This window comes from Shewanella sp. 8A (genome assembly GCF_023475945.1).
GTDB classification, from domain to species: Bacteria; Pseudomonadota; Gammaproteobacteria; order Enterobacterales; family Shewanellaceae; genus Shewanella; species Shewanella xiamenensis.
On the sequence record NZ_JAMDJP010000002.1, the window covers coordinates 220381 to 234672 of the forward strand.

The window sequence follows — 14292 nt, forward strand, 5'->3', positions numbered from 1 at the left end:
TAGTGAAATGTTGTATTGGGTATTTTTTCATATGAAAGATGTTGTGTTAGCGCTATGGCACATACCTAGTTTACAGATAAATGCTTGCGCGACTTTCTAATCGCTAAAATCTAGGTTATTACTATTCTATCAGTAAGATAAAGTGCTGAACCCGTTTGATAAAGTGACTTCTGTTGTCACTGTTTGAGTCGTCGTTACGGGCTGCCTTGTCGTGTCCACTGTGGAAGGTTGTTGGTTGGAATATTACTTAGGAGAAGGCCCGCTTATCGCGCTGTTCATCCTAAAAACAAATTATTAATCAGTGCAGGAGCAAATATGAAAAAAGTGGTAATGATTGCCATGGCGACGGTCTTACTGGGGATGGGTGGATGCTCGGTAAAGGAAAGGGCGATGAGTGGGTTTCAAGTTGTGCCCTTTGATGCGTTCAAAACGAGTGAAACTAATCCCAATCAGCGTATTTATAAGGAGCAGGGTGTAGATCTGCGCCAGTACAATCAAGTGTTGCTCGATCCATTACAATTTATTCGTCAAGAGAATGGCCAGTGGTATCTATTAACGGCGAATGAGCAGAATGAGATTGGCCGTTATTATCATACGAAGTTTAAAAATGAATTGACGAAAAATGGAGTTAAGATTGCGACTGAGTCGGGCCCTGGTGTGATTAGAGTTCAAGCGGCGGTGACAAATTTCGATTTAACTCGACCAGAGCTTAAATTACGCGATTTATTACCGGCGAAGATTGCCATTGATGTGACAAAAGAGGCAATAGGTATGGAGCCTTACTTGCTCAAGGTTGGCAGCATGTCGCAATTGCTCGACTCACAAAGCGGTAAGTTATTAGTGCGAGTTTTAGATGCTCGCGAGAGTGAAGACACTACCCAAAAAGATACCCCAATTAGTGCAAGCGAGCTGGAAAAGATGATCGACCAGTGGGCTGCGAGTCGCGCTAAACAGTTAGCTGATAATTTAGGGAAATAAGCGTACAAGTCTATTCCTAGCCATCAGTGATACTTGTCGTTGTTGATCAATTAATATAAACCCCAGTAAAAACTGGGGTTTATATTTTATCGATAGGATAATACTCGAGCCGTGACAACAAAAAAGCATGCAGTGGATAACCTGCCTTTAGTGATGGTCACAGATATTGAGCGTTAGGTTGCTGGGTAAGACGAGCCAGAGTATTGCAGAGCATAAAACGTCCTTGTTTAATGCTTGTGCAAGACACTTCGGAGATTAGCAAGTAGCAGTATGAAGGTGTTTTTATGCCTCTTCCTCTATTTTAGGGCGCTGGGCACTGCAACATTGATCCTGTAAAAAATGTACGAGTCCTTGTAATAATTGATAATCGGGTACGCAGTACAATACTCTTCCTTCACGTCGCTGCGAGATAATCCCCGCTGATACTAAGGCGCTAATATGATGCGAGAGTGTAGAACCCGGGATCTGCAACTCTTCTTGTAGTTGCCCCACGGCAACGCCTTCGTAGCCACCCTTTACCAATATCCTGAACAGGGCAAGACGAGTAGGATGTCCGAGTTCTTTCAATACTTTAGCTGCATTTTCAATATTCATATTGATACTGTTGTTTTCGTTCATGCCATCAATTTATTCGATAATACCAGAATTATCTATCTTTAAGCGGCTTCAAAAAGCACTGCTATCCCCAATGAGTATGAACTTTATCTGTTGTTGATACTGTGTTCACACTATATTTCTGCATTTATGGAAATTTAGTGTTGAAAATTGTCGTTATCATAACTATTATTCTAGAAAATTCGAAATATTTTGAGGATAGAAATGAATCCACAGCTCATCACTATGCTAAATGAAACGGTAAATATGTTTGCGTTTCTTGCGCTTGAGTTAACCTTGTTATTCCTTGTGATTAGCTATCTCGTTGGTATGCTTCAAGAGTTTGTTACCCCTCAAAAAGTGCAATCCATTTTGAGTTCGCGTAATGGCAAAGGATATTTGATTGCTGCTTTACTTGGTTCTATTACGCCATTTTGCTCTTGCTCAACGATCCCATTCTTAAAAGGTTTACTCAGGGCTCGTGCTGGCTTTGGTCCTATGATGGTGTTTCTATTTGCTAGCCCATTACTAAACCCTATCATTGTGGGATTATTCGTGGTCACTTTCGGCGTGAAAGTCGCGGTATTTTACTTTGTCATGGCAATGGGAGTATCGGTCATTGCGGGCTATACCCTTGAAAAACTAGGATTCGAACGATATGTGCGTAAAGAGGCTTATGGTCAAGAAAATGTAGAGCACTCAAGTTGCTGCGACACAAAAGCAGCACCAGCCTTATCTTCATGCGGTGAAACCACTAAATTAGCGCCGATTGTATCCCTGTGTAGTGATGTAAAGTCTTCACCTAAGATGTTCCTTTATGCTGATGTTAAGCCTACTTCAGCACTATCTTCCTGCTGCGAAACCAAACCAGCGCCGTTAGCATCTTCCTGCTGCGAAACCAAGCCTGCACCGTTAGCATCTTCCTGCTGCGAAACCAAACCAGCGCCGTTAGCATCTTCCTGCTGCGAAACCAAACCTGCGCCGTTAGCATCTTCCTGCTGCGAAACCAAACCTGTATCGTTAGCATCTTCCTGCTGTGGGACAACATCGGCGTCGGTTACTCCTGGTGCTGATATCCCGACTGTACCGCCTAAACTCGATATTGTGAGTCGTTCATTGCGGGTTTGGCGCACCACGTGGAAGGACTTTAAGCATGTATTACCCTATCTTTTTGTCGGGGTGTTACTCGGCTCATTTATCTATGGCTTTATTCCCACTGAATTTATCGTGAACTATGCCGGCGAGGCCACTTGGTATGCCATTCCTGTTGCTGCGGTTATTGGCATTCCCCTTTATATTCGTGCCGAAGCCGTCATCCCTCTCACTGCGGCATTAGTTCAAAAAGGTATGGCAATGGGCTCTGTGATGGCATTTATCATCGGCAGTGCTGGCGCGAGTATCACTGAAGTGATTTTGTTAAAAGCGATCTTTAAAAATCAAATGATTGCTGCCTTTCTCGGCGTTATTTTAGGTATGGCTATCACATCAGGATTTCTTTATGGTTTAGTCTTTTAAATAAAGCCTCCTACGCAAATTAAACCTAATACGCTTTTGATGTGTCTTTAAGTGGTGCGAATGGAGAGGCTTGGGGAGTAACCAAGTCGTAGATATGGACGTTGTTCGACAAGGACTCTCGTTCGTGAGTCGGTTAAAAAAGCGATCAAACCAAAAACAAAACCCCAGTAAAAACTGGGGTTTATTGTTTGAGCCTATGTTGGCAAAGGTTAGCAAGCCAAGCTACAAATCAATGCGTTATTTGATAAACGCGAAGGCATCGCCGTAGAGATGGGCTTCTTCAACACCCATTTCGCGGAAGATTTCGCGGGCGGCACCGACCATATCGAAACGTCCTGCGATATAGATGTCATAGCCATTGAGGCTGATAAAATCCTGTTTGATTTGCGCGAGCAGATTGGCGGTTTTACCCTGCCAGTTAGCTGGAGCCTCTTCTACTACAGGCACAAAGTGTAACCAAGGGTGAGCGTCGTGCCATGCGCGGGCGATGCTTTCGTAGTACATGGCATCTTGGGTGCGGCAACCCCAATACAAGGTTGTTTCGACCTGTTGGCCGAGGGCGATTTGTTGCTCGACAATACTCTTGATGTAAGAGAAGCCTGTGCCACCGGCGATCAATAAACGTGGGCGCAGGCTGTCGTGGCGTAGGTGAGCGTCGCCACCTGGCGCTTCGATGTCGATATGCGTGTTATTACGCAATCTTTCAACTACTTGCATTGGATAACTTTCGCTGACGGCCGCACCAATATGAAGCTCAATCACTTCGGCATTAGGGGCGGACGCGATAGAGAAGGGACGTTTATCTTTTTCACCCATCACAACACACAGGTATTGTCCCGCTTGAAACTCAAAGGGGGTATCGGGCTTTAACCACACCTGATATACGGCGTCGTTAAAGGGGGTTACTTTCTCTATCTTACAACGTATGGTTTTCATCAAACTTCCTTTGCACCTTTTTATCTAGTTAGAGGTGTCGCATTAAGGCCATTCGCGGCCAATTCTCTTGGCTTAAGTGGGTACGTCGTGCTTAAGCTGAATTATAGGGTTGGGCTGTCGTCTATGCCTAACTCATCCCAGATTGAGTCGATCTTTTGCTTAACCTTAGGGTCCATCACAATCGGCGTACCCCATTCGCGGGTGGTTTCGCCTTCCCACTTATTGGTGGCATCGAGGCCCATTTTGGAGCCGAGGCCCGCTACGGGAGAGGCAAAGTCGAGGTAATCGATAGGCGTGTTATCGATCATCACGGTATCGCGTTTAGGGTCCATACGGGTGGTAATGGCCCAAATCACATCGTTCCAGTCGCGGCAATTCACATCGTCATCGACCACCACAATAAACTTGGTGTACATAAATTGGCGCAGGAAGGACCAAGCGCCCATCATCACCCGTTTCGCATGGCCGGGGTATTGTTTGCGAATCGAGATCACTGCCATCCGGTAAGAACAACCTTCAGGAGGCAGATAAAAATCAATAATTTCAGGATATTGCTTACGCAAAATCGGCACAAACACTTCGTTGAGTGCCACGCCTAACATGGCGGGTTCATCCGGTGGACGGCCAGTGTAGGTGCTGTGGTAAATCGGATCTTTACGATGAGTAATATGGGTCACAGTAAAGACGGGGAATTTATCCGTCTCGTTGTAGTAACCCGTGTGGTCGCCGTAGGGGCCTTCTTCGGCCATTTCGTCGGGATCGATATAGCCTTCGAGGATAATCTCGCTGCTGGCGGGCACTTCTAAATCGCAGCTTAAGGCTTTGCAGACTTCGGTGCGTTCACCGCGCAACAATCCCGCAAAGGCGTATTCGCTCATCGCATCAGGTACTGGGGTTACCGCCCCTAAAATAGTCACTGGATCTGAGCCTAAGGCTACAACTACAGGGTAACGCTCACCGGGGAATTGCTCTTTAAAATCAGCAAAATCAAGCGCGCCACCACGGTGGGATAGCCAGCGCATAATGAGTTTATTCTTGCCGAGCAATTGCTGGCGATAGATCCCAAGATTTTGGCGATTCTTACGCGGGCCTTTAGTAATGGTTAAGCCCCAAGTGACCAGTGGCGCGACATCGCCCGGCCAACAATGCTGAATCGGTAACTGGGTTAAATCGACTTCATCGCCAGTTTTTACCACTTGCTGACAGGCGGGATTACGCACCGTCTTGGGTGGCATATTCAAGGCTTGCTTGAACATAGGGATTTTTGAAATCGCGTCTTTAAAACCGCGTGGTGGCTCGGGTTCTTTTAAAAACGCTAATAGCTCACCGACTTCGCGCAGCGCTAACGGGTCGTCTTTACCCAGCGCCATGGCGACACGTTTTGGAGTACCAAAGAGGTTGGCCAGCACTGGCATGGAATGATTGGTTGGATTTTCGAACAGAAGTGCAGGGCCTTTGGCACGCAGAACGCGATCGGCGATCTCTGTCATTTCTAAATGAGGATCAACGGGGTAGCTAATGCGTTTGAGCTCGCCATTGGCTTCCAGATGATCGATAAAGCTGCGTAAATCCTTAAAACTCATGTGGAAATAGCCTCTGCAGTGGAAATCCGTGTGGCGCGCACTATAGCATTTTTCTGTTTTAGGGTTAACCTATTCAGTGATCTTCCAGCTTTGGAAGCGTAAAATACTTGTCCTAGGTCGGTGTTTATTTGACCAACGCCCGGTATATCGAGGTTTATATGAGATTCTATTCATTCCTTGCTAAAGATAAATGCCTTAAACATCAATCGGTTTGCTTAAGTAAGCACGCGGAGCCTTGGCATAAAACAGGCTTGGCTTTGTCTTTACTCGGCGCCTTGTTGATCGGTGGTCTTGCCGCGCCAGATTGGGCGATTGCGGGGGATCGAGGCACAAATGATCGCTATAGCGAGAGTTATGGGCGCCAAGATAATCACTATAAAAAGCATCATAAACATAGTGATAGCCATCGTTACTATCGCCCATATTACCGTCCCTATTATCCTTGGGGATTGGGTTTAGGAGTTGGCTTAGCGACGGGCTGGAACCTTGGCTATGGCTGGAATGATGGGATATGGAATGACGACTGGCGTTGGAGTCGCGAGCGTTACTGGCATTCGCCTTATTCGGGCATCGGTTTGTCGATCCCGACGGGCTATGATGATACGCCAGTGGCCATTTCTGCGCCTGTGCGTGTTACCACCAGCATGCAATATTCGCCGAGCGAAGGTCGGATGGTGTCGAATATGCCAACCAATAGCGCAACTCTAATGTCTACGGCCTCGACGGCGAGAGCGTCAACAGTCTCAGCGGAGCCAACTGCCGCAGTTCCCCGGGCGCGGGCGGCGCGCAGTGTGTCGAGTCTGCCGAGCAATGCCAGAATAGTGCAGCAAGATGGCCGTACCTTATATGAATGGCAAGGCACGCTTTATGCCTTCGATTGGAATAGCCAAACCTATCAAGAACAGTTAGTTAAGTAATCCATTTTTATCAACGCTTCTATAACTGGAGCCCCGAGTGGGCTCTTGTTTTTTTCTTAGCCAGTTGTCGTTTTACAGAATCGCGGAGAAATCGTTTGCAAGCAGTTCAACCCAACTCTCAACCCCCAGCCCAAAGCAGCGCGCTTTGGGTGTTGTTAGCCTTGGCATTAGGCACTTTTGCCCTAGGCACCACAGAATTTGCCGCCATGACCTTAGTGCCTTATATCGCCAGCGATTTAAGTGTCGATGTCGCCCATGTGAGTTATGCCATCAGTGCCTATGCCCTTGGGGTGGTGGTGGGATCGCCCATCATTATGGTGCTAGGGGTGAGGATTAAGCGGCGCACCCTGTTAATCGCCTTGGCCGCCATGATGGCGGTTGCCAATGGTTTAAGTGCCTTGGCGCCCAGCTTGAATTGGTTAGTCTTTTTCCGTTTTTTAAGCGGCTTGCCCCATGGGGCTTACTTTGGGGTGGCTATGTTACTGGCGGCGTCCTTAGTGCCCCCGGAGATGAAAGCGCGGGCAGTTTCTCGGGTGATTATCGGCTTAACCTTGGCCACTATCGTTGGCGTGCCCTTCGCGACTTGGATGGGGCAAACCGTCGGTTGGCGCTCTGGTATCGGCATAGTGGCGATTATTGCCACCGTTACTGCCGTGATGCTGTATTTTCTCGCCCCGAATGTCGCCGTACCGCAAAATGCCAGTCCGAAAAAAGAACTGCAAACCCTTAAGAACCGTGAAGTTTGGCTCACGCTCGGCATTGCGGCTATCGGTTTTGGTGGGATTTTCTGTGTGTATACCTATCTGGCCGAGACCTTGATCCAAGTTACCCAAGTCGAGCCCTTTAAAATCCCGGTGATGATGGCGGTCTTTGGGATTGGTGCCACCTTAGGCACTTTAGTCTGTGGCTGGGCGGCGGATAAGTCGGCGCTGGCGGCGGCATTTTGGTCGCTGGTGTTAAGCACCTTAGTATTGGCGCTGTATCCAAGTTTGACGGGATCTTATTGGGCATTAATACCAATTGTATTCTTTGTGGGTTCGGGGATTGGTCTAGCAACCATCGTACAGGCGCGATTAATGGATGTGGCTCCCGATGGGCAAGCCATGACGGGCGCTTTAGTACAATGCGCCTTTAACCTTGCTAATGCCATTGGCCCTTGGGTTGGCAGCTTAGTGATCTTATCAGGCCAAGGTATTGCCGCGACTGGCTATGCCGCAGCACTTTTATCCCTTGGCGGTTTAGTCATGTGGTGGTTAACCCACAGGGAGAGCCGCCGCGCTGATAATCTTTGTACTGCAAACTGCATTGATTAAGCTGACCATGACGGCGCAGATCCATCTCTGCGCCGCTTTTAAGTAAACTTCTTAACCTCTTTGTATGGTGATATCGGCGATGTAACCGTGCTCAGTGGCGAGTAGCGCTTGTTTTAGCATGCCTGCGGCCTCATCGGCGGACATAAAGCTTGAGGTATCTAGACTCTTACCACTGCTTGGCCAAAAGCCGGTATCCATACCGCCGGGATAAACCGCAATCAACTTCATTGGACTTTGCTTGAGCTCCAAACGTACCGATTCGATAAAGCCCCGCACCGCCCACTTGGCGGCGCAGTAAGTCGACTCTCCCGCTTTGGCGGCGAGGGCGGCGGTGGACATAACGATCACCACCTTAACCGCTTGCTGCTTATAGCGTTTCACCAATTCACGCACCAGCAGAATCGTTGAGGTGACATTGTTATTCAGCAGCGCTTGGATTTCGCTCGCACCTTGGGTTTCCAGTGCGCCAAAGTAACCACTGCCAGCGCAGTGGATAACCGTGTCGGGGGCATCGGTAAGGCCATCGAATAGCGCTTCGACACTCGCTTCGTCTGCTAAATTGGCACTGATGGCGCTAATGCTTTGATTCGAAAATGGGCTGAGGGCATTGGCCACGGTATGCAGACGGTTGGCATCGCGTCCCGTCAGTGTAAGTGCTTGGTTATCCTTGGCATACAGGGCGGCTAATGCTGCGCCTAAGCCACTGCTTGCGCCAGTAATCAGTATCATCTTTACCTCTAAATTCTATTTCGAAGTCTAGGTTTCGATCAGAGTGAACAGCGGCTGGTCGAAGGCGACCTCATCTCCGTCTTTCACCCAAATAGCGCCGACTATACCGTCACGCTCGGCCTCGATGGGATTTTGCATTCGCATGGCTTCGATAATGCAAAGTGTGTCGCCGCGAGCTACCCGTTGACCGATGCGCACCAAGGGCGCCTCGGTTTGGCCTTGCGAAGTATGGAAGGTGCCCACCATGGGCGATACTTGCACAAAACCTTCAATCACAGGCAGGGCGTCACGGGCTTTCGCCAGCTTTGGGCTTGATGCAGTGGAAGGCGGAGGATTATGCGCGCCTTCGAGTGTGCTTACTGTATGTGGGCCGTAGCGGGTGATGCGAATAGACTCTTCCCCTTCGGTAATCGCCAGTTCTGCAATCCCAGATTCCTGCACTAATTCAATCAGTTTTTTGATCTTCCGAAGGTCAACGGCCATGGCTTGTGGCTCCCTGTGCTCACGCTTATCGCGTTTATGCCTTTAATCTTTTAATCGCCGCCGCGAGGGCAAACTCATAGCCTTGGGCACCGAAACCACAAATCACCCCAATGGCCTTATCGGACAAATAGGAATGGTGGCGGAAGGGCTCGCGGGCATGGACATTAGATAAGTGCACTTCATAAAAAGGAATATCTACCCCAAGCAGTGCGTCACGCAGGGCCACGCTGGTATGGGTAAAGGCTGCGGGGTTGATAATAATCATCTGCGCATCGGTAGCATGGATCGCGTTGATCAGTTCAAATTCGGCATTCGATTGAATATGCTCAAGTTCAACACCTGCTGCTTGAGCTTGTTCACTCAAAATGGCAACGATATTGGCTAAGGTTTGATGACCGTAAACACTGGGTTCGCGGCGGCCAAGGAGATTCAAATTGGGGCCATTGATGAGCAGAACTTTATGATTCATTACGCTTTCCTTTTACTACATGCCTTAACGGGTTGAATGCCATTAACTTAACCTGTTCGGGCGGATTTTGCATTATGAATGTCGTTACTGTGCAAGCTGGGTTAATCCAACTTAATCTGGCGCATAGCCTTAGTGGCACCACGTTGTTTTTTGGTGTCTAAGCGTTTGGTTTGGCTGCTTTTGGTCGCACGGGTGGGAATGCGTTTTTTGGGCACTTCGGCTACGCTGGCAACTAGGGCGATAAATTGTTCCAATGCGGTTTGCCGATTCGCCTCTTGGCTGCGGCTCGCCTGACATTTGATAATGATTTTGCCGCTGGCGGTAATCCGATGATCGGCTTTTTGCAGCAGGCGCTGCTGATAAAACTCGGGTAATGACGAGTTTCTGATATCAAAAATCAATTGGGCGGCGGTGGAGACTTTATTGACATTCTGCCCGCCAGCGCCGCTTGAGCGGATAAATTGCCACTCGATTTCATTTTCCGGAAGTTCCACACGGTTTGAGATTTTTATCATGGCAGACTTAGGGTTTTGTCCAATTGCTTTGAGAAGCGAGCAATAACTGCTTATGGCTTTTCAATAGATTTGTTATCATCGGGCGCATTCTTGCAGGGCAGGCGTGGTTGCCCGTTCGCAAAATAGTGTTCTCGTTTCGGAGTGCCTTTATGTTATGCCAAATCCCCGATATTGCTAAGGGTGTTATCAGTCTTTTCGCCAGTGGTCGACTCTCTTCAACCGATTATCGTACCCGCTTACAACCGGCCATTAAGAGTTACCGCAAGGATTGGGGACAGGTTTGCCTGTATATCGAGGCGGATGTCTTACTCGAAGGTTGGGAATTTGAGTCGCTAACGGGCAGTGGTGAAGTCCAACTTCCTAATTTTGAAGCTTTAGTATTTGTTGGCGGCCCAGATTGGGTGGGTAATGCTGTGCGCTTACTCGGCCCCTTTATGCAGGGCGAAGTGGCTTGGTTCCCCTTGGAGCAGAAAGCCAAAGCCATTGCGTGGATCGCTAAACGTTCAACTTTTTAATGACCCATGGTGGGTATAACTTATAGGGAATTAACTATGTCTTTGTTGGAAACTATGACTGCCAAACCGACCGCTAAATTATGCGCTATCGCCCTAGTGTTGGCCTTTACCGCAGGCTTAAGTGCCTGTGCGCCAGAGGTAGGTAGTGATGCTTGGTGTAAGCAAATGAAGGAAAAACCTAAAGGTGATTGGACTGCGAACGAAGCGGCCGATTACGCCAAACACTGCGTGTTTAAGTAAGTTTTTCAAGCGAATAGTGTCACAGCTTGACAGATTAATCCTTGCAAGCTGTGAACTTATGCTTAAAATCCTTGTCTTAAGTTTGCACAAGCTATTGCTGAATTATGACTAAATCGTCCAAAGGTGATATTTGATTTCGACCGCTAAGCCATTCTTTAGCCGAATGGTGACCCTACTGATAGCCATTATCGTGCTGCAATTTGCGGGCGCGAATTTGGGTGCCCATCAGTTACATGCGGGCAATGGCGTTGAAGAAGCCGAGAATCATCCCCACCTACAATTTAGTGCTCCTGTGACCACCTTAGCTCAATGTGTGGATTGTGTGTGCCCCAATGAGCAGACTCCCGGATTCAGCACCGAGCAGTTTGGTGAAGCCGCATTCAATGCGGGCGTATCGACTGCCAGTGCTAGTAGCCACTCTCATTTAGTGCAAACCACTGAAATTCAAAACTTTGACCTTTGCCTTGATTGCCAATGCCATGGCGGCCATGTGGCGTTACTATCTCATTTTGAAAGCCAAACCCTAACGGCATTCGAAACGGCTTACATGCCAACGGATTTAGCCTATTTCCCTCCAGATCAATTACCTAAGTACCGCCCACCCATCGCTTAACTCTCAATATCTGCTTATTTCTGGTTGCGTATCTATTGTTCGGGCGCGCCGCAATAAGCCCTTAATTTATCCCCAAAGCAAAGGTTTTATTAACCTCGAACGTGTTTGGCTCGCGCTAGCGCTTTGAGCTTATTCGACATTTTGCCTCTGGGGAGCATTCGATTGGTATCCGCACGTCGATAGCGTGGGGCCAATCCTATTTAGATATTGTTAGGAATTGCGATGAAGAAAACCATTATCGCCCAGACCTTGTTTGGCCTGTTGAGTACGCTAGTGCTCGTTGGTGGACAGGTGAACTACGCTGTTGCAGCAAGCTCAAGCCTAGACGTCAAAGAGCTAGATGCAGTAGCGCAAGGCGAACTATTAAGCCAAGAAACTCAAACCTCGCTGAATCAGTGGTTGCCAGAGTTACTCAAGCAAATTAACCAGTTGCCAGAGGTGCAGGCGCAAATTGCTCGGCAGCAACAGGCTGAGCTGGTGATTGCCGCGGCGGATCGCGCCGTCTATAACCCTGAACTTGGACTCAATTATCAAAACGCCGACACAGATACCTACAGCCTAGGGCTGAGCCAAACCATCGATTGGGGCGATAAGCGTGGCGTAGCAACCCGCCTTGCCCAGCTTGAGGCGCAGATCCTGTTAGCGGATATACAGTTAGAACGCAGTCAGATGTTGGCCGAGCGTCTATTAGCGCTGGCCGAGCAGTCGCAAAGCCACAAGGCGCTTACTTTTGCAGAGCAGCAATTAAGATTTACTCAGGCACAGCTCAATATTGCCGAGCAGCGCTTTGCCGCTGGAGATTTGTCTGATGTTGAGTTGCAACTGCTTAAACTCGAACTGGCAAGCAATACCGCCGACTATGCTCTAGCCGAACAAGCGGCCTTAGTCGCCGAAGGTAAAGTGATTGAGTTACTTGGGGTTGATAAGCTCAAGTTTAGGGAGTTCATCTCTGACATTGGCCAATTTGTGTCGATGATTGCCCCGAAAGCGGAATTACCCGCATTGACCAGTGCCCATCAGCAGGTGTTATTGGCCAAGGCCAATGCCATGAAGGTTAAGGCTGATACAGCGGCGGATCCCACCATCAACCTTGGTCTCGAACGGGAAGGCTCTGACAACAAGTTTGGCGTCGGTGTGGCTATCCCCCTGCAGGTTCGTAATAACTACAGTGAGTTACAGTCGGTTGCAGATAAGGGCATCGCTATCGCAGAGCAGTCCTACTTAGCCCGTGAGCGAGTACTTACTGCTAAACAGGCGCAATTTAACAATGCCTTACCCCGTTTACTGGCGCGTTACCAAGATTGGCGTGAGCGAGTCGCAGCCTCGGGGAGTAAAGCCGCTAAATCCTTAAGTGAACAGTGGCGCTCGGGCGATGTGAGCACCAGTGAGTATTTACAGAGTCGGCGACAACTTGCGGCCAGTTATTTGGTCGGTTTAAACCTCGAAACGGCGATTTATCAGAGCTGGTTAACCTGGATGGGGGACAGCGGTCAACTGCTGCCCTTTATCGATTCGTTAACAGCCACTTCTCCCACTAACGCCGTGCCAGCCAAGTCAATCGTGAGGTCACACTAATGAATTCAACTTTTCCTAAATCTGTTTTTCACTCTTTCGCCAATGTGTCTGCCGCAGGTTTCATATCGGTGCTTACGCCATCACGTTTAGCGTTGGCACTGATGCTTACCTCGTTAACCGTGATTACGCCAACGTCAGCATTTGCTGGTGACGGCCATAATCATGCTGGCGAAAAACAAGTTAACACCGCAGTGAAGAGTACCGCTGCCGAGCAAGCACCGGATGACCATGGTGAGCAAGCGTTAACCTTTACGCCGGCGCAGTTGGAGCTGGCGGGAATTCGTTTGTTACCCTTGAGCAGCGATAGCTTAAGTCTTGCCAATTTAAACCTCGATGTTCGAGCAACGGCTTCTTTAGTGGTTGACCGTGATAAAACCGCGACCTTAGCGCCACAGCTCGATGTTCGCGTACAAGCGCGCCATGTGGTTCCCGGCCAAGAGGTGAAAAAAGGTGAGCCCTTACTCACCTTAGGCGGCGCTGAAGTCGCCAAGGCGCAGGCGGAATATATCAATGCGGCCGCCGAGTGGAGCCGCGTGCGCCGCATGAGTGAAGGCGCTGTGAGTGTGAGTCGCAGAATGCAGGCGCAGGTGGATGCCGAACTTAAACGGGCTATTTTAGAGGCCATTAAGATGACGCCCGCGCAAATTCGTGCACTGGAATCAACGCCTGAAGCCATTGGCAGTTATCAATTACTGGCGCCTATCGACGGCCGTGTGCAGCAAGATATCGCCATGCTGGGGCAAGTGTTTAGCGCTGGCACGCCATTAATGCAATTGACCGATGAGTCGCACCTTTGGGTTGAGGCTCAGCTAACGCCTGCGCAGGCAGTCAATGTGAAGGTGGGTGCCCCTGCGCTGATTCAGGTGGGAGATAAAACCTTAGCAGGTAAGATTATCGGCCGCTCCCACGAGCTGGATAGCGTGACACGTACTGAGCAAGTGTTAGTCAGTATGCCTAATCCTGATCATGTGTTGCACGCAGGGCAATTTGCCGAGCTTTACTTTGCCGATGCTTCTCAAAACATGGCCGCGGCGAGTAGCGGATCAGGTATTTCATCGGGAATTGTATTACCCGATGCAGCGTTAACCCGTAGCAGTGATGGCGATTGGCAGATTTTTATTCAGGATGAGGATGGTTTTGAAGCCATTGAGGTGGAGCTGGTGCAGCGTCAGCGCGGCTTGAGTTTAGTGCGCGGCAGTGAGCTGGATAAAGCACGGCAGGCACAATTAAAGGTGGTAGTTGCAGGGGCATTTTTCTTGGCATCGGAGCAGGCGAAAGCTGGTTTTGATATTCATGCCCACTAATCGCGATGCCTAT

At 49.0% G+C, this 14292-nt stretch carries 16 protein-coding genes; 9 read left to right on the forward strand and 7 right to left on the reverse strand.

Annotated elements, in window-relative coordinates; genetic code table 11:
• Positions 1 to 315: 315 nt before the first annotated feature.
• Positions 316 to 978 carry a DUF3313 domain-containing protein gene (locus M0413_RS02480; RefSeq protein ID WP_037413939.1) on the forward strand — a complete coding sequence of 221 codons (663 nt, stop codon included), beginning with the start codon at positions 316 to 318 and terminating at the stop codon, positions 976 to 978.
• A gap of 282 nt (positions 979 to 1260) precedes the next feature.
• Here M0413_RS02480 and M0413_RS02485 read toward each other — a convergent pair whose 3' ends face one another.
• Positions 1261 to 1572, reverse strand: a complete 312-nt coding sequence (locus tag M0413_RS02485) for an ArsR/SmtB family transcription factor (RefSeq protein WP_037414026.1) — start codon at positions 1570 to 1572, stop codon at positions 1261 to 1263.
• Between the two features lie 225 nt (positions 1573 to 1797).
• Between M0413_RS02485 and M0413_RS02490 the strand changes: the two genes are divergently transcribed.
• Positions 1798 to 3087 carry a permease gene (locus tag M0413_RS02490; protein ID WP_249553077.1) on the forward strand — a complete coding sequence of 430 codons (1290 nt, stop codon included), beginning with the start codon at positions 1798 to 1800 and terminating at the stop codon, positions 3085 to 3087.
• Between the two features lie 237 nt (positions 3088 to 3324).
• On the opposite strand, the gene fre is transcribed toward M0413_RS02490, so the two are convergent.
• Both fre and ubiD read right to left on the reverse strand, forming a co-directional pair.
• The gene (fre, locus tag M0413_RS02495; RefSeq protein ID WP_037413943.1) at positions 3325 to 4023 is read right to left on the reverse strand and encodes an NAD(P)H-flavin reductase; all 699 of its coding nucleotides are present in this window, start codon (positions 4021 to 4023) and stop codon (positions 3325 to 3327) included.
• 101 nt (positions 4024 to 4124) lie between these two features.
• The gene (gene ubiD, locus M0413_RS02500) at positions 4125 to 5606 is read right to left on the reverse strand and encodes a 4-hydroxy-3-polyprenylbenzoate decarboxylase (RefSeq protein ID WP_037427322.1); all 1482 of its coding nucleotides are present in this window, start codon (positions 5604 to 5606) and stop codon (positions 4125 to 4127) included.
• 158 nt (positions 5607 to 5764) lie between these two features.
• Here ubiD and M0413_RS02505 point away from each other — a divergent pair, with 158 nt between their 5' ends.
• Positions 5765 to 6523, forward strand: coding sequence for a hypothetical protein (locus M0413_RS02505; protein WP_249553079.1), 759 nt, complete (start codon positions 5765 to 5767; stop codon positions 6521 to 6523).
• Positions 6524 to 6618: 95 nt separating this feature from the next.
• Complete coding sequence (locus tag M0413_RS02510) at positions 6619 to 7836, forward strand: MFS transporter (RefSeq protein ID WP_249553081.1); 1218 nt, start codon at positions 6619 to 6621, stop codon at positions 7834 to 7836.
• Between the two features lie 51 nt (positions 7837 to 7887).
• Here the strand turns inward: M0413_RS02510 and M0413_RS02515 are convergent, their stop codons facing one another.
• From M0413_RS02515 to arfB, 4 genes are all read right to left on the reverse strand, one after another.
• Positions 7888 to 8565, reverse strand: a complete 678-nt coding sequence (locus M0413_RS02515; RefSeq protein ID WP_037413948.1) for an SDR family NAD(P)-dependent oxidoreductase — start codon at positions 8563 to 8565, stop codon at positions 7888 to 7890.
• 27 nt (positions 8566 to 8592) lie between these two features.
• Positions 8593 to 9048: an acetyl-CoA carboxylase biotin carboxyl carrier protein gene (accB, locus tag M0413_RS02520; protein WP_099457059.1), complete on the reverse strand. Its 456-nt coding sequence runs from the start codon at positions 9046 to 9048 to the stop codon at positions 8593 to 8595.
• Positions 9049 to 9082: 34 nt separating this feature from the next.
• On the reverse strand, positions 9083 to 9517 hold the full coding sequence (gene aroQ, locus M0413_RS02525) for a type II 3-dehydroquinate dehydratase (RefSeq protein WP_218737523.1): 435 nt from the start codon (positions 9515 to 9517) through the stop codon (positions 9083 to 9085).
• A 101-nt stretch (positions 9518 to 9618) separates the two neighbouring features.
• Complete coding sequence (arfB, locus tag M0413_RS02530) at positions 9619 to 10032, reverse strand: alternative ribosome rescue aminoacyl-tRNA hydrolase ArfB (protein ID WP_037413953.1); 414 nt, start codon at positions 10030 to 10032, stop codon at positions 9619 to 9621.
• A 149-nt stretch (positions 10033 to 10181) separates the two neighbouring features.
• On the opposite strand from arfB, the gene M0413_RS02535 reads away from it, so the two are divergent.
• The 5 genes from M0413_RS02535 (at position 10182) to M0413_RS02555 (ending at position 14279) form a co-directional block, all read left to right on the forward strand.
• Positions 10182 to 10547 (forward strand): SpoIIAA family protein, encoded by a 366-nt coding sequence (locus tag M0413_RS02535; protein ID WP_023268861.1) that lies wholly within the window; start codon positions 10182 to 10184, stop codon positions 10545 to 10547.
• Positions 10548 to 10583: 36 nt separating this feature from the next.
• A complete protein-coding gene (locus M0413_RS02540; RefSeq protein WP_249553083.1) occupies positions 10584 to 10787 on the forward strand; it encodes a DUF3012 domain-containing protein in 204 nt (67 codons plus the stop codon).
• Positions 10788 to 10950: 163 nt separating this feature from the next.
• Positions 10951 to 11400, forward strand: a complete 450-nt coding sequence (locus M0413_RS02545) for a hypothetical protein (protein ID WP_037428715.1) — start codon at positions 10951 to 10953, stop codon at positions 11398 to 11400.
• Between the two features lie 222 nt (positions 11401 to 11622).
• Positions 11623 to 12975, forward strand: a complete 1353-nt coding sequence (locus M0413_RS02550) for a TolC family protein (RefSeq protein ID WP_249553085.1) — start codon at positions 11623 to 11625, stop codon at positions 12973 to 12975.
• Positions 12975 to 14279 carry an efflux RND transporter periplasmic adaptor subunit gene (locus tag M0413_RS02555; RefSeq protein WP_249553087.1) on the forward strand — a complete coding sequence of 435 codons (1305 nt, stop codon included), beginning with the start codon at positions 12975 to 12977 and terminating at the stop codon, positions 14277 to 14279. Before M0413_RS02550 ends, M0413_RS02555 begins: the two co-directional genes overlap by 1 nt.
• Positions 14280 to 14292: the final 13 nt, after the last annotated feature.